Source organism: Paenibacillus sp. FSL K6-4396 (genome assembly GCF_038002525.1).
GTDB classification, from domain to species: domain Bacteria; phylum Bacillota; class Bacilli; order Paenibacillales; family Paenibacillaceae; genus Paenibacillus; species Paenibacillus amylolyticus_B.
This window is the reverse complement of sequence record NZ_JBBOCR010000001.1, coordinates 769,941-786,587: the sequence shown is the minus strand read 5'-3', so window position 1 is coordinate 786,587 and position 16,647 is coordinate 769,941. Positions and strand designations below refer to the sequence as shown.

Genomic DNA, 16,647 nt, shown 5'->3' with positions numbered 1-16,647 from the left:
TTGCCTGAAAACGGAGGATCTTATACGACTTTACAAGTATGAATAGAAAAGTCTCAATCAGTTTATTTGGAGTAAATAAGTAAATCATTCACATGGTTCGTAGTGCACGAGGTACGACCTCAACTACCTCAAGCGTGTTACTTTCCCTTTTTCTCCATAGCCGCCTTCAGCAAATCTCCAAGGTTAGACCCAATGGACTCCTGTTTCGCATATTGTTTTACCAGCTTTTGCTGATCGCGTTTGTTCACATGCTGTTTGTCCTTATCCAACGTTTCTGTAATACCACAAGGTAGACATTGTACGTATAACCCCGCCTTGCCTTCTTTGATTTCCATCTTTTTGTGGCACTGCGCACAACGACGATTGGACAATCTTTTCTCTGCCGAACGACGATATCCACAGTCCTCGGTAGGACATACAAGAAACTTGCCTCGCTTGCCTTTCTTCTCCAACAACCGTGCGTTACAGTCCGGGCAATGGCTATTGGACACATTATGTGGCTTGTACTCTGCTTTGCTGCCTTTTACCGTAGACACCAGCTCTTTCGCCATTGAACGAATACTATCCAGGAACGGTCCTGGTTTCCCTTGCCCACGCGCAATTCGTTCCAACTCAGCCTCCCAGCGAGCAGTCAGATCCGGTGTACGAAGCTGCGGAGCAGCCAGTTCAATCAACTGTTTTCCTTTGCCAGTCGGGTGCATGCTGTTGCCTTGACGATCTATTGTATCGGAACTGACCAGCTTCTCGATAATATCCGCACGTGTAGCCGGAGTACCGAGTCCATGCTTTTCCATCTGGGAAAGCAAAGCAGCTTCGGTATACCGTTTGGGCGGCATCGTCCGTCCACTTTTAATATGACAACGCTGAACCGTCACGGACTGTCCTTGCTGCACATCTGGCAAAAGCGCACGCTCATGGTCTGCTGCATCATCAGTACGGTCATCGTCATCATCGCTGTAATCGCCGCCGTATACTTCACGCCATCCGCTTTCTTTCACCGTTGTACCTTTGACATGAAAGGAATCATTCCCCACCTGCACCGTGATTGCAACGGAATCGTACTTCGCTGCCGGATAGAACAGGCTGATAAAACGACGTACGATCAGATCGTACAATTTGCGTTCCTCCGGGTTCAATTGATTCAGAAGTACCGTTTGCTCCGTGGGGATAATGGCATGGTGATCGGTCACTTTGCTGTCATCCACAATACGTTTGGTGATATTCAGATTTTTGCGCAGCAAAGGACGTGCCAGAGACGCATAAGGTCCAATGGCTACACTGTCCAGACGTTCTTTCAATGTAGCTGTCATGTCGGCAGTCAGGTACCGGCTGTCCGTACGTGGGTACGTCACAAGTTTGTGCTGTTCATACAGACGTTGCAGGACATTTGATGTTTGCTTTGCCGAGAAACCATATTTCCGGTTGGCATCCCGTTGCAGTTCTGTCAGGTCATATGCCAATGGATGCGGCTCTACTTTCTCGCTTTTCTTCACCTGGGCAATCGTGCCCTTGCGCCCGTCTACCCGCTTCTTCAATTCTTGCATTTCTTGAGGGTCAAAAATGCGTGAATCTCCCCCTGCTGCCCGCCAAACAGCCTGAAAATCACCCAAATCTGTCGTTAACGTCTCATACTCCTGCGAGCGGAAACCATTAATTTCATTTTCTCTATCCATAATCATGCCCAAGGTCGGAGTTTGTACCCGTCCAGCAGACAACTGTGCATTGAAACGAACGGTTAGCGCACGGGTCACGTTAAGTCCAATCATCCAGTCGGCCTCGGCCCGGCAACGTGCTGATTCATAGAGACGGTCGAACTGACTGCCTGGCTTCAGCGAAGCAAATCCGTCTTTGATCGCCTTATCTGTCTGGGACGAAATCCACAGACGTTTGAACGATTTTTTCCACCCCGCCATCTGCATGATCCAACGGGCCAGCAATTCTCCCTCACGGGCCGCATCCGTAGCAATGACCAGCTCACCTACATCCTGACGTTTCATCAACTGCTGGACGGCTTTATATTGATGGTTGGTCTCTTTAAGTACCTTCAGTTTCGTACGCTCTGGCAGAATGGGCAGGTCCTCCAGATTCCATGTTGCATACTTTTTGTCGTAATCCTCCGGTTCAGCTAATCCAACCAGATGTCCAAGCGCCCAGGTAACGATATATTTCGGGCCTTCCATATAACTTTTATGTTTATCACGTGCACCCATAACTCTGGCTATTTCGCGTGCCACAGACGGTTTTTCTGCGAGTACCAATGTCTTCAATTCATATCTCTTCCTCTCTGGTAGAACGTTATGTCTCTTTTATTCCTATCTTTTCATTATATCATTTCACACGAAAGGTATGCTCTGTCATCTCTACTTCCTAATCTACTCGTATCCTGTAACCTCATGTTTAATCAATATATCGAATCGATGTCATATTTACTCACATTATAATAATTAATAGTTTTCCTGAGCTCACGTAAATAGAAGCATGAATAAGGTTTTATACTGATCAATATTGATGTATACGTTTTTTTGGATAAATATAAACATTGTAAGATTACCTGACATAACTATACAATGTGTCAAAAGCATAGAAACAGAATCGCTGCTAGCACACATCAATGAGACACAGGAAGGGAGCGTGGATGCATGACTTATCATGGATCTGTATTGAAAAAAAGTGGGGCTTTGTTACTGGCGGGAGCTGTTGTTGCCACAACATGGGGAGGAACGGTGCCTTCGGCATCAGCCGCAACGGCAACGTCTACGAGTAAAACAATAGTAGCTGCTGTACCCAAAGGAAAAGCGCCTGTTACTCCGGCAGCATTTGTTCAGGCCATGGAAGAAGCGGCAACACTTGCAGGTGTTCCTTTTACCATGGACAAACTCTCCGGCACAACCGTGCAACGTAAAGATGCTGCGGTTGCTTTGCAACAATGGCTCAAGCTGGATTCGGCTACCGAATCATTCAAGGATGTCCCGGATGAATCCACTTTCTCAAGTGCTGTTGGTGCATTGAACACTGCGGGATTGATGAAAGGCTATACGGAATCCCTCTTCCTTCCAAACGCTGTACTTACCGAGAATGACCTCTCCATACTGAAAGACCGCATCTATAATTACATAAAACCGTTTGTCCTGGAGGAAGCAACCATTATGGATCTCCAGGCCGCAATGACGCAAGGAAAACTGACATCAAAAGAACTGGTTCAGAAATATCTGGACCGCATTGAAAAATACGATGATCAAGGTGTAAGCATCAACGCCGTATTAACCCTGAACCCGGATGCGCTCCAAATTGCGGAGCAATTGGATGAAGAACGTACAGCTCAAGGTGCCCGCGGACCACTTCATGGCGTTCCGATTCTGGTGAAAGACAATTTCGATACCAATGACATGCCGACAACTGCTGGCTGTATCTGTCTGAAAGATTCCATTCCTGCTCACGATGCTGAACAAGTGAAGAAACTCAAAGCAGCTGGCGCCATTATTTTGGGCAAAACAAACCTGCATGAATTCGCATTTGGCATCACGACATCCAGCTCATTGGGTGGACAAACACTTAACCCTTACGCCCTGGACCATTATCCAGGTGGCTCAAGCGGTGGAACAGGTGCTGCCATTGCATCTAACTTTGCCGCAGCCGGCATGGGTACAGACACTGGCGGTTCAATCCGAATCCCATCCAGCTTCAACAGCCTTGTGGGTATCCGCCCAACCATCGGACTGTCTAGCCGTGAAGGCATTATTCCATTGGCTTTGACACAGGATGTCGGTGGACCAATGGCTCGTACCGTAAGTGATGCCGCAATCATGCTGGATGCTACAGCCGGATATGATAAAAAGGATGTCGCTACAGCTTACGCGGTTGGAAAAATCCCTTCCAGCTATACAGACTTCCTGGATGTAAACGGACTGAAAGGTGCACGCATCGGTGTGGCTACAGAACTCATCCCAAGTACTAAAGCTGAAGAAAAAGCCGTTGCTGACGTGATCAACACAGCTGTGGAAGAATTGAAGTCACTTGGCGCTATCGCAGTTCCAATTTCTATCCCGAACTTGGCCGAGATCAACAAATACCCAAGCCTTAGTGGATATGAATTCAAGTTCCAGCTGAATGACTATCTGGAATCATTGGGTGCAGATGCTCCATATCACAGTCTGTCCGAGATCATCGCTTCCGGAGAGTTTGATAAGTCCCAAGAACAATCCATGAAGGCTCGGGATGCACGCCAAAACCTGGAGACTACCGAATATAAGGACATCGTCCTGAAACGTACCCAAGTTACACGTGAATCCTTGCTGAAAGTAATGGCAGATAATAATCTGGATGCCATCATCTATCCTACGTCCACACAAGCCGCTGGTGTTATTGGCGAAGGACAAAACTCCGGTGGTAACAACCGTTTGAGTCCGTTCTCCGGCTTCCCGGCGATCACGGTTCCTGCTGGTTTCACAACCGATGGTCTGCCTGTAGGCATGGAATTCCTGGGCCGTGCTTTTGATGAAGGAACTTTGATCAAGCTAGCGTACAGCTACGAACAAGGAACTCACCACCGTCAAGCCCCAAAACTTACGCCGTAAAATATTTATGGGATTAAGCATTTCCTGTTAACACAAAGAATTAAAACGAGTTAACTCAGGAAATAGACCACCATCTTCATGACTGCATGAAGTTTGGGTGGTCTATTTTAATTTCTCTATTTATTTTTGTGTTGCATACAATCGTATGTTACTCATTACTGAACCTTGTCCGGCACGCCCCATCTCAGTACCAGACCTGCGTACGTCAGACCACCGCCAAAGCCAAAGAGAGCTACGCTCTGTCCTTCTTTCAATTTTCCTTCATCCACTGCAAGCTGTAAAGCAAGCGGAATGGAAGCAGCCGATGTGTTCCCACGATACTCGACACTGGTTAACGTACGTTCCAAAGGAACAGGACCACGTTCGCAAACAGCTTCAATCATTCTCATATTTGCACTATGCGGGACAAACCAGTCAATCTGGTCAGGGCTTAATTCAGCTTTTGTTATCAGCTTATCCAATTGCTCTGGGATCGTCCGTACAGCCCACTTATAAATCTCTCTGCCATTCTGGACAAGACATCCCTCACCCTGTAAAGGCACACCATTCATCTCAGAAGATAAGCCAGTCTTATAGAGATGTACACCGCCTTCTCCATGTGTACCTGATACGGCTGCCATAAAGTCACCTTCAGCACCCGATGATCTCTCCACCAAGAAGGCCCCCGCTCCATCACCAAACAGTACACAAGTTGTACGGTCTGTATAATCCGTAATTTTGGATAATGTCTCTGCTCCAATAACCAGTACTTTGCGGTACATTCCACTGGTCACCAGACTGTCAGCAAGCTGTAGTCCGTAGGTAAAACCTGCGCATGCAGCATTTAAATCCAGTACACCCGTGTGTGGGATCTTAAGATTAGCCTGTACTCTGGATGCCGTACTTGGGAAAGCATATTCAGGTGTACTTGTAGCCACAAGGATCATATCCACATCTTCTACACTCACATCATAACGACGTATCATATCTTCTACAGCCTTTGTAGCCAGGTCAGATACAAATTGATCTTCAGCTGCAATTCGCCGTTCTCTCATGCCTGTACGTTGCACAATCCATTCGTCACTAGTCTCCACTAATTTCTCCAGATCAGCATTCGTTAATATTCGATCCGGTACATACGTCCCCATTGCCGTGATGGTTGCCTTTGATTGATGATTCATACCGGTAGTCACCTCACTTGTTTTTTATCATTATAGCACTAAGTCTTAGTACTTGGTACTAATTTTATAAAATATTTATTATGATTCTTTCGTTAGTTGTTTATTTTAAAATGATCTCTTCATTCTATTACCCAGGGCAATACAAACGATGGCATGCATTTTTGATGAAGAATTGTGAATATCCCCTGACTAACATGAAGAATGCCTTAATTATATGCGTTTTTTATAGACAGCTCATTCCAACAGGAGGAAAATAAACAAATTGCCCTACATTACTAAAGAATAGAGATGATCTATATCCATGAAAAAAGAATTAAATATCCTTGCCATTTCCGGAAGTCTGCGCAATCAGTCCTCCAATACATTACTAATGCACGCCATAATTAAACTCGCTCACACTAACCTTAAGTTTGAAGTATATGAGGGATTAAATGATCTGCCGCATTTTAACCCTGACCTCGATGTCGAGGAGGGTCCAGTGTCCGTACAGAACTTGAGAGCCCAACTTAAGCATTCGGACGGTGTCCTTATCTGCACGCCAGAGTATGGAAATGGCGTTCCCGGGGTCTTAAAAAATGCATTAGATTGGGTTGTATCTTCTGGAGAATGGCTCCATAAACCCACTATTGTCATCGCTGCTTCCCCAAGCCCCATGGGAGGTAACAAAGCCCATGCTTCCTTATTGCTGACACTAAACATGATCAATGCACAAGTTCTACAGGAGGGCTGTTTAACCATTCCTCATATTACATTGAAAATGAACAAACAAGGCGTCATCATTGATTCGGAAACCCAGCATGCATTGCAGAACTCCCTTTCAATCCTTGAGGATGCTTGCAATCAAATGAAAGGCTAGACAGATGTTGTACTTAAATCGATGATAGAGAAATGATCCTTTTAAAGTTATTTAACATTCTCATAAATATTGAAATAAAAAAACAGCCTTGGTTATTTACCAGGGCTGTTAAGGTTTATATACGTATTTAGGATTAAAATAAAAAAGACACACTCGATATCATCAAGTGTGTCTTCCTATTGCTTGGCGGCGTCCTACTCTCCCAGGACCCTGCGGTCCAAGTACCATCGGCGCTAGAGGGCTTAACGGTCGTGTTCGGGATGGGTACGTGTGGAACCCCTCCGCCATCGCCACCAAACGCATAGCTTAACTTACATTTCAGAGTTGTTGTTCTCTGAAAACTAGATTCGAAACGAAACATGCGATTTATCACTTGCATATTTGGATAAGCCCTCGACCGATTAGTACTGGTCAGCTCCATGCATTGCTGCACTTCCACCCCCAGCCTATCTACCTCGTCGTCTTCAAGGGGTCTTACATACTGGGAAATCTCATCTTGAGGGGGGCTTCACGCTTAGATGCTTTCAGCGTTTATCCCGTCCGTACATAGCTACCCAGCGGTGCTCCTGGCGGAACAACTGGTACACCAGCGGTACGTCCATCCCGGTCCTCTCGTACTAAGGACAGCTCCTCTCAAATTTCCTACGCCCACGACAGATAGGGACCGAACTGTCTCACGACGTTCTGAACCCAGCTCGCGTACCGCTTTAATGGGCGAACAGCCCAACCCTTGGGACCTACTTCAGCCCCAGGATGCGATGAGCCGACATCGAGGTGCCAAACCTCCCCGTCGATGTGGACTCTTGGGGGAGATAAGCCTGTTATCCCCAGGGTAGCTTTTATCCGTTGAGCGATGGCCCTTCCATGCGGTACCACCGGATCACTAAGCCCGACTTTCGTCCCTGCTCGACTTGTAGGTCTCGCAGTCAAGCTCCCTTATGCCTTTGCACTCTTCGAATGATTTCCAACCATTCTGAGGGAACCTTTGGGCGCCTCCGTTACTCTTTAGGAGGCGACCGCCCCAGTCAAACTGCCCACCTGACACTGTCCCCGCACCGGATTACGGTACCAGGTTAGAACCTAGATACGATCAGGGTGGTATCCCAACGTTGCCTCCACACAAGCTGGCGCTCATGCTTCAAAGGCTCCCACCTATCCTGTACAGATCGTACCCAAATTCAATATCAAGCTGCAGTAAAGCTCCATGGGGTCTTTCCGTCTTGTCGCGGGTAACCTGCATCTTCACAGGTATTAAAATTTCACCGGATCTCTCGTTGAGACAGCGCCCAAGTCGTTACGCCATTCGTGCGGGTCAGAATTTACCTGACAAGGAATTTCGCTACCTTAGGACCGTTATAGTTACGGCCGCCGTTTACTGGGGCTTCGGTTCACAGCTTCGGATTGCTCCTAACCACTCCCCTTAACCTTCCAGCACCGGGCAGGCGTCAGCCCGTATACTTCGCCTTACGGCTTCGCACAGACCTGTGTTTTTGCTAAACAGTCGCTTGGGCCTTTTCACTGCGGCCCCCTCGTGCTATTCACACTACCGGGGCACCCCTTCTCCCGAAGTTACGGGGTCATTTTGCCGAGTTCCTTAACGAGAGTTCTTCCGCGCGCCTTAGAATACTCTTCTCGCCTACCTGTGTCGGTTTGCGGTACGGGCACCTTCACCTGGCTAGAGGCTTTTCTTGGCAGTGTGAGATCATGACCTTCGCTACTACAATTTTCGCTCCCCATCACAGCTCAGCCTTACAATGTGCGGATTTGCCTACACATCAGCCTTACTGCTTAGACGGACATCCATCAGTCCGCGTCACTACCCTACTGCGTCCCCCCATTGCTCATAACGGCTTACGGTGGTACAGGAATTTCGACCTGTTGTCCTTCGACTACGCCTTTCGGCCTCGCCTTAGGTCCCGACTTACCCTGAGCGGACGAGCCTTCCTCAGGAACCCTTAGGCTTTCGGCGGATCAGATTCTCACTGATCTTTTCGTTACTCATACCGGCATTCTCACTTGTATAATGTCCAGCGCTCCTTACGGTACACCTTCAACCCTTATACAACGCTCCCCTACCCCTGATGCATAGCATCAAGCCATAGCTTCGGTGGTGTGTTTAGCCCCGTTACATTTTCGGCGCAGAGTCACTCGACCAGTGAGCTATTACGCACTCTTTCAATGGTGGCTGCTTCTAAGCCAACATCCTGGTTGTCTGTGCAACTCCACATCCTTTCCCACTTAACACACACTTGGGGACCTTAGCTGATGGTCTGGGCTGTTTCCCTTTTGACAATGGATCTTAGCACTCACTGTCTGACTCCCGGAAGTAAGTCTATGGCATTCGGAGTTTGACTGAGCTTGGTAACCCTTGCGGGCCCCGCACCCAATCAGTGCTCTACCTCCACGACTCTGTTTTCCGAGGCTAGCCCTAAAGCTATTTCGGGGAGAACCAGCTATCTCCGAGTTCGATTGGAATTTCTCCGCTACCCCCACCTCATCCCCGCATTTTTCAACATGCGTGGGTTCGGGCCTCCAGTGCGTGTTACCGCACCTTCACCCTGGACAGGGGTAGATCACCCGGTTTCGGGTCTACGTCCACGTACTAAGTCGCCCTATTCAGACTCGCTTTCGCTGCGGCTCCGGCTCTTCACCTTAACCTTGCACGGGAACGTAACTCGCCGGTTCATTCTACAAAAGGCACGCCATCACCCCTAAAACGGGCTCTGACTTTTTGTAAGCACACGGTTTCAGGTTCTATTTCACTCCCCTTCCGGGGTGCTTTTCACCTTTCCCTCACGGTACTGCTTCACTATCGGTCGCTAGGAAGTATTTAGCCTTGGCAGATGGTCCTGCCGGATTCATACGGGGTTTCACGTGCCCCGCACTACTCGGGATCCGTCTCGGAGAGAGTCAACTTTCAATTACAGGGCTTTTACCTTCTTTGGCGGGCCTTTCCAGACCTCTTCGTTTAACTGACTCCTTTGTAACTCCATGTGAGACGTCCCACAACCCCAAAGAGCAAGCTCCTTGGTTTGGGCTTCTCCGCGTTCGCTCGCCGCTACTGACGGAATCACTATTGTTTTCTCTTCCTCAGGGTACTTAGATGTTTCAGTTCCCCTGGTATGCCTCTGCACAACCTATGTATTCAGTTGTGAGTAACTGGAAATTACCCCAGCTGGGTTTCCCCATTCGGACACCCCCGGATCAAAGCTTGCTTACAGCTCCCCGAGGCAGTTTCGTTGTTCGCCACGTCCTTCATCGGCTCCTAGCGCCTAGGCATCCTCCGTGTGCTCTTAGTAGCTTAACCAGTTTGCTCCGGTTTTGGCTGCTCGCTTCCCTTGTTTTGGACTACGTCCAAAGCCAAAAGTCACTCCCATCCAATACCATCGCAAAAGCAATTAAGTACCAATTTATTAAACTTGTTTAACACAAGTTCAGCTAAAAAGGAATGTTCTAATTCGCGTTTGTTTCGTTTCGATATCTAGTTTTCAAAGAACAAGCTCCATGCAAAAGCAAGCTGTTTGAGAGTTTGAGCTCTCAAAACCGAACAACGAGTGAGTTAAAAGCTTTACGAAGTAAAGCTCGCTTCGGAAGCATGCTTCCTGAAGACTTATATTTGAATGTTTCCGTTGCAGGAAACGATTCTCCATAGAAAGGAGGTGATCCAGCCGCACCTTCCGATACGGCTACCTTGTTACGACTTCACCCCAATCATCTATCCCACCTTCGGCGGCTGGCTCCTTGCGGTTACCCCACCGACTTCGGGTGTTATAAACTCTCGTGGTGTGACGGGCGGTGTGTACAAGACCCGGGAACGTATTCACCGCGGCATGCTGATCCGCGATTACTAGCAATTCCGACTTCATGCAGGCGAGTTGCAGCCTGCAATCCGAACTGAGACCGGCTTTGTTGGGATTGGCTCCATCTCGCGATTTCGCAGCCCGTTGTACCGGCCATTGTAGTACGTGTGTAGCCCAGGTCATAAGGGGCATGATGATTTGACGTCATCCCCACCTTCCTCCGGTTTGTCACCGGCAGTCTATCTAGAGTGCCCACCCGAAGTGCTGGCAACTAAATATAAGGGTTGCGCTCGTTGCGGGACTTAACCCAACATCTCACGACACGAGCTGACGACAACCATGCACCACCTGTCTCCTCTGTCCCGAAGGAAAGGTACATCTCTGTACCGGTCAAAGGGATGTCAAGACCTGGTAAGGTTCTTCGCGTTGCTTCGAATTAAACCACATACTCCACTGCTTGTGCGGGTCCCCGTCAATTCCTTTGAGTTTCAGTCTTGCGACCGTACTCCCCAGGCGGAGTGCTTAATGTGTTAACTTCGGCACCAAGGGTATCGAAACCCCTAACACCTAGCACTCATCGTTTACGGCGTGGACTACCAGGGTATCTAATCCTGTTTGCTCCCCACGCTTTCGCGCCTCAGCGTCAGTTACAGCCCAGAGAGTCGCCTTCGCCACTGGTGTTCCTCCACATATCTACGCATTTCACCGCTACACGTGGAATTCCACTCTCCTCTTCTGCACTCAAGTCACCCAGTTTCCAGTGCGATCCGGGGTTGAGCCCCGGGATTAAACACCAGACTTAAATGACCGCCTGCGCGCGCTTTACGCCCAATAATTCCGGACAACGCTTGCCCCCTACGTATTACCGCGGCTGCTGGCACGTAGTTAGCCGGGGCTTTCTTCTCAGGTACCGTCACCTTGAGAGCAGTTACTCTCCCAAGCGTTCTTCCCTGGCAACAGAGCTTTACGATCCGAAAACCTTCATCACTCACGCGGCATTGCTCCGTCAGGCTTTCGCCCATTGCGGAAGATTCCCTACTGCTGCCTCCCGTAGGAGTCTGGGCCGTGTCTCAGTCCCAGTGTGGCCGATCACCCTCTCAGGTCGGCTACGCATCGTCGCCTTGGTGAGCCGTTACCTCACCAACTAGCTAATGCGCCGCAGGCCCATCCCCAAGTGACAGATTGCTCCGTCTTTCCAGTTTCCTTCAGGCGAAGAAAACAATTATTCGGTATTAGCTACCGTTTCCGGTAGTTGTCCCAAACTTGAGGGCAGGTTGCCTACGTGTTACTCACCCGTCCGCCGCTAACCATCAGAGAAGCAAGCTTCTCATCAAGTCCGCTCGACTTGCATGTATTAGGCATGCCGCCAGCGTTCGTCCTGAGCCAGGATCAAACTCTCCAATAAAGTATTGAAAAGAGCGATAAGCTCATTTTGAATCTGACGAGATTAAAAATCTCATTTGTGCTCCAGTCGATCCAAGCCAAAGCTTGTCTCAACTTTCGCGTTCATTCTGCAAGCAGAATGTTTACTCACTCGTTGTTCAGTTTTCAAAGATCAAACTTGTTTCGTTACCGAATGTTGTTATCTTCAGCAACTCTTATATAATATCATGTCCGAACCAACTTTGCAAGCTCTTTTTTTAAGTTTCTTTCGAAGCTTATTTCAACCGCTTGCCGCACCGTGTATCTCGTGTTTTTTTGGCCGGAAATAGAATATACCATGTACAGCTACGGAACGCAAGTCTTTTTTCGAAAAACATTAAATCTTATAAAATAAGTTCCCTGCTGTCCTTTTAGCAAGTATCTCCTTATTATCGACCAGATGATACATCCGGATATAAATTTTAATGAATCGGAGTAATAGAGAAACACATATTGTATACAGTACAGACTCATCACGTTATAGAAACTTATTAACCGATGATTTCATTGGATAAACAACCAACAACTCATAGATCATTATTATTCATTCCTTCTATAATAGAAGGAAAACATTTCTGAGATTCATTTTTCCCAAGAAAAGAATATAAAAAAAGCGAAAGCTCAGGGTCTAAATCCCGTGGCTTCCGCTTCTTCATTTATAGGATAGCAAACGTATCTGAGATATTTCTTCGTTACACCTAACGAACCCTACTCCCCGCCAATAAATACGTATCGGCAAACTACAATGAGCGCCAAAATCCACATAAGCCAGTGAATTTTCACTTTACGCTCTGTTACCAAGTTACTGAACACCGCCAAAATCACATAAGATACGATACCTGCGGAGATCCCGTTTGCGATTCCACCTGTGAAAGGCATCAATACAATGGTAAGGAACGCAGGGAAAGCTTGCAGGAAATCATCCCACTCAATGCTGCGCACTTGACTCATCATAAGCACACCCACGATGATCAATGCCGGAGCCGTCGCAGCGGATGGAACAACAAGCGCAAGAGGCGCGATAAACAGAGCCAAAATGAACAACAAACCTGTCGTTACCGAAGTCAGTCCTGTACGTCCACCTGCCTCAACTCCTGAAGCACTTTCAACGTATGCCGTAATGGTACTTGTGCCGAGTGCAGCACCTGCGCTGACACCAACTGCATCGACGAGCATCGCTTTACCGATCGTTTTCTCGCCTTTTTTCTTATCCTTCATAATCCCCATACGTGTTGCAGTACCTACCATCGTACCAAACGTGTCGAACAACTCAACGAAGGTAAAGATGAAGATGATCTCGAACAATCCGAGACTGATGGCTCCTTTCAAATCTAGCTGTCCAACCGCCAGATCACTGAAATTAGGCAACCAGCTTGCGCCTGAAAGACCACTCAGATTCGTAACGCCCATCGGAATACCAATCAGCGTTGTTGCTACGATCCCGATCAGCAGAGCGCCTTTGACGCGCATAACCATCAGTATAGCAATAAGGAGCAAACCAATCAGGGCCAGCAATGCATCGTGATGTGTTACAAAGTTGCCCAATGACAGGTTAAAACTGCTACCTGGAATCGGCTGACTCAGATCTGCGTCTGGTGCAACATTAACTGTTACAGCCACGAGATTAGCAAGTTTGAAACCAATAATGGTAATAAAGAGACCGATACCCACCGTAATGGCCATTTTGATCGACTGCGGAACTGCTACCAGCAGCATTTGCCGAATCTTCGTCACGGTCAAAATAATGAACACAATACCGGAAAGGAATACCGCTCCGAGAGCTGCCTGCCAAGTAATCGCTCCATTCGAGCTTAGAACGACAGTCATGAAGTATGCATTCAATCCCATACCTGGTGCAAGCGCGATCGGAATATTCACGAACAATCCCATAATAATAGTCATTAATCCGGCGCCGACGGCTGTTGCAAAGAATACTGCATTATCCGACATCCCCGCACCGGCTTGTCCCAAGAACAACGTATTCACAAAAAGAATGTAAGCCATTGTCATAAACGTAGTGAGACCCGCAACAATCTCCGTTCTAACATTTGTTCCGTTTTCTTTTAATTTAAAGAAACGATCCATAATTACTAACTCCCCCTTAGAGATGTTGAAGCCATATTGAAAAACGACAAATGACCCTGATGAAGATTCTTCACCCAGGGTTCAGCTGACAAGGAGTGGCATGATGCCTTTACTAAGAACAAAAAAAATTCTAATGTGCGTGATGTCCCCGCAATCATGTAGAATTCATGTGCTTAGCCTTCTCCTCTTCGTAGCCAGATCATTAGGGTGATCTCGTAGAGACTCCCGGGCCAATCCCCAGGATTATACGAATAAGTATGCGCTATTTGTTTGTTTCCCATCACTATTTTAGGAGGGCAGTATGTTTTTGTCAATGAGAAAAACGAATATTAATCTCACCCTTGTATAATATCGTTCGTATTATTTAACAGATTGAACCAGTTCAGCGGTTTACAACCCAATTGTATGCGTTTTTTTCGGTGAAATCTCAATGGAATATGTTCATTCTGTCAGACTGAAAGTTCAGCATTTCAACCTAAAAAAGCTAACCTGATCAAAGAGCAGAAGCGCTCTAATCAGGCTAGCTTATGTTTCTGATGCGTTTTTAGCAGTCAGGTGAATGATGATCTAGGAATAACGATGTCTCGTATTCCGAAGGCATATACTCATTAGGTATATGGAGCAATTTGCGACATGTTCCGGAGAATTTTTTTTGCCGGATCAGTCCTATGTTAATTAGATCTCTGTCTGAGGAGTATCCTGTATCTCTTGTTGTTCCTGATTCGCGTTTGTTGTTGTGTCAGAGGATAACTCCTGGTTTCTGGTCTGATCGGAAGAAGCATCCGCTGCCTCTAAATTCGTAAATGGAAAGTCCCCCGAACCGGAAGCCAGATCTTGCACACCTGAACCGCATCCTGCCAGCATCACCATCAGAAATGCACTTCCAATGCCCATCTTCCATTTGCTCATATAGTCGGTTTTACGCATACATTCAATCTCCTTTCAGTAGGCATATAGCTCTTAGTATGTACTTATTGTACAGGCTGGACCTGAAAGGATCATGAAGTGAACTTTAAAATGGGATTAATTTTGAGAGTGTACTATTTGTAAAAAAAGTACCCAATGAAAACTTGATCACAATATTCTTCTTATAAAAAAAAGCCCTTTTATTTGCGAAATACCGCAGATAAAAGAGCATTTTTATAATCTATCGTTCAGAGTCTATACCCTATTCCCACTCGATTGTTGCAGGTGGTTTGGATGTTACGTCATAAACGATACGGTTTACGTTATCAACTTCGTTAACAATCCGTACGGAGATTTTCTCCAGCACATCCCAAGGAATACGTGCCCAGTCCGCAGTCATACCGTCGATGGATGTTACTGCACGGATACCTACAGTGTAGGAATACGTACGCGCATCACCCATAACGCCAACACTCTTCATGTTAGGCAGGGCTGTGAAGTACTGCCAGATTTCACGGTCGAGACCGGCTTTGGCAATCTCTTCACGCAGGATGTAGTCTGAGTCACGAACAATTTTAAGTTTTTCTTCGGTAACCTCACCAAGAACACGGATCGCAAGGCCCGGACCAGGGAACGGCTGACGATGAACAATTTCGTCCGGCAGGCCACACTCGGTACCGACTTTACGTACTTCATCCTTGAACAACGTGCTCAGCGGTTCGATCAGTTTGAAATTCATGTCTTCAGGCAGACCGCCCACGTTGTGGTGGGATTTGATGGTCTGTGCAGTCGCTGTACCACTTTCCACGATGTCCGTGTAGAGTGTACCTTGTGCCAGGAATGCAAAGTCATCGAACTGCTTGGACTCTTCGTCAAATACGTAAATAAACTCGTTACCGATGATTTTACGTTTTTGTTCTGGATCATCCACGCCAGCCAGTTTGGACATGAAGCGCTCTTGTGCATCAATTTTGACAACTTTCATGTCGAATTTGCCGACAAACGTCTCCATTACACTTTCTGCTTCACCTTTACGCAACAGACCGTGGTCGATAAACATACATGTCAGTTGATCACCAATGGCTTTGTGAAGCAATGCAGCTACAACGGAAGAATCCACACCGCCGCTAAGCGCACACAGTACTTTACTGTCGCCCACTTTTTCACGAATGTCTTTGATGGTGTCATCGATGAATGTCTCCATCGTCCAGTTGCCTTCGCAACCACAGATTTCGAACAGGAAGTTACGAATCATGTCGTTACCGCGAACAGAGTGACGTACCTCAGGGTGGAACTGAACAGCATACAATTTACGCTCATCGTCACTCATGGCAGCGATTGGCGCACTTTCCGTGCCTGCATCCAGTTTGAAACCTGGAGGAAGTGTAACCACGTGGTCACCGTGACTCATCCATACCGTATGTTCGCCTTCAATACCTTTTGCCAGTGTAGATCCAGCAGCAAACTCAAGATCTGCTTTACCGTACTCTCGCTTCTCGGAACGTTCTACTTTACCTTCGAGCTGTTGGGCCATAAGCTGCATTCCGTAGCAGATACCGAAGATTGGCAAGCCCAGGTCATAGACACCTGGGTCCACGTGGGGAGCATTCTCAGCGTATACGCTGGACGGCCCACCTGAAAATACGATTCCTTTTGGTGCCATTTCTGCGATCTTTTCCGCCGGTGTGTTATACGGCAAAAGCTCGCTGTATACGCCAAGATCCCGGATTCTTCTGGCGATTAACTGGTTGTATTGGCCCCCAAAGTCAAGGACAACCACAATCTCATTCTGCTTATTCATAACCGTGCCTCCCTCAATTCAATGAAACTAATTATACGCAACG

7 protein-coding genes, 3 rRNA genes and 1 riboswitch are annotated in these 16,647 nt (G+C 47.3%); of the genes, 2 read left to right on the top strand and 8 right to left on the bottom strand.

The genetic code is table 11. The features are described 5' to 3' along the window. Positions 1 to 137: 137 nt before the first annotated feature. Positions 138 to 2,267 (bottom strand): DNA topoisomerase III, encoded by a 2,130-nt coding sequence (locus tag MHB85_RS03645; protein WP_192135957.1) that lies wholly within the window; start codon positions 2,265 to 2,267, stop codon positions 138 to 140. 372 nt (positions 2,268 to 2,639) lie between these two features. Here MHB85_RS03645 and MHB85_RS03640 point away from each other — a divergent pair, with 372 nt between their 5' ends. Next, a complete protein-coding gene (locus MHB85_RS03640; RefSeq protein WP_192135955.1) occupies positions 2,640 to 4,574 on the top strand; it encodes an amidase family protein in 1,935 nt (644 codons plus the stop codon). A 155-nt stretch (positions 4,575 to 4,729) separates the two neighbouring features. On the opposite strand, the gene MHB85_RS03635 is transcribed toward MHB85_RS03640, so the two are convergent. Continuing rightward, positions 4,730 to 5,734: a ketoacyl-ACP synthase III gene (locus MHB85_RS03635; protein WP_192135953.1), complete on the bottom strand. Its 1,005-nt coding sequence runs from the start codon at positions 5,732 to 5,734 to the stop codon at positions 4,730 to 4,732. Between the two features lie 301 nt (positions 5,735 to 6,035). On the opposite strand from MHB85_RS03635, the gene MHB85_RS03630 reads away from it, so the two are divergent. Beyond that, complete coding sequence (locus MHB85_RS03630; protein WP_192135951.1) at positions 6,036 to 6,590, top strand: NADPH-dependent FMN reductase; 555 nt, start codon at positions 6,036 to 6,038, stop codon at positions 6,588 to 6,590. Between the two features lie 181 nt (positions 6,591 to 6,771). On the opposite strand, the gene rrf is transcribed toward MHB85_RS03630, so the two are convergent. From rrf to guaA, 6 genes are all read right to left on the bottom strand, one after another. Continuing rightward, positions 6,772 to 6,888, bottom strand: a 5S ribosomal RNA gene (rrf, locus tag MHB85_RS03625). An 83-nt stretch (positions 6,889 to 6,971) separates the two neighbouring features. Beyond that, positions 6,972 to 9,897 (bottom strand): 23S ribosomal RNA (locus MHB85_RS03620). Between the two features lie 345 nt (positions 9,898 to 10,242). Further along, positions 10,243 to 11,795 (bottom strand): 16S ribosomal RNA (locus tag MHB85_RS03615). Together the 16S, 23S and 5S rRNA genes form the textbook arrangement of a ribosomal RNA operon. 725 nt (positions 11,796 to 12,520) lie before the next feature. Further along, positions 12,521 to 13,897 (bottom strand): NCS2 family permease, encoded by a 1,377-nt coding sequence (locus tag MHB85_RS03610; RefSeq protein ID WP_047841443.1) that lies wholly within the window; start codon positions 13,895 to 13,897, stop codon positions 12,521 to 12,523. 171 nt (positions 13,898 to 14,068) lie between these two features. Further along, positions 14,069 to 14,168, bottom strand: a riboswitch (purine riboswitch). A 404-nt stretch (positions 14,169 to 14,572) separates the two neighbouring features. After that, a complete protein-coding gene (locus tag MHB85_RS03605) occupies positions 14,573 to 14,824 on the bottom strand; it encodes a hypothetical protein (protein ID WP_091018675.1) in 252 nt (83 codons plus the stop codon). A 241-nt stretch (positions 14,825 to 15,065) separates the two neighbouring features. Continuing rightward, complete coding sequence (gene guaA / locus MHB85_RS03600) at positions 15,066 to 16,604, bottom strand: glutamine-hydrolyzing GMP synthase (protein ID WP_091018677.1); 1,539 nt, start codon at positions 16,602 to 16,604, stop codon at positions 15,066 to 15,068. Positions 16,605 to 16,647 lie beyond the last annotated feature (43 nt).

Bases quoted from the DNA above. Each gene is read 5' to 3' on its own strand.
- MHB85_RS03610 (WP_047841443.1), bottom strand. From the start codon at position 13,897: ATGGATCGTTTCTTTAAATTAAAAGAAAACGGAACAAATGTTAGAACG.
- MHB85_RS03635 (WP_192135953.1), bottom strand. From the start codon at position 5,734: ATGAATCATCAATCAAAGGCAACCATCACGGCAATGGGGACGTATGTA.
- MHB85_RS03605 (WP_091018675.1), bottom strand. From the start codon at position 14,824: ATGCGTAAAACCGACTATATGAGCAAATGGAAGATGGGCATTGGAAGT.
- guaA (WP_091018677.1), bottom strand. From the start codon at position 16,604: ATGAATAAGCAGAATGAGATTGTGGTTGTCCTTGACTTTGGGGGCCAA.
- MHB85_RS03630 (WP_192135951.1), top strand. From the start codon at position 6,036: ATGAAAAAAGAATTAAATATCCTTGCCATTTCCGGAAGTCTGCGCAAT.
- MHB85_RS03640 (WP_192135955.1), top strand. From the start codon at position 2,640: ATGACTTATCATGGATCTGTATTGAAAAAAAGTGGGGCTTTGTTACTG.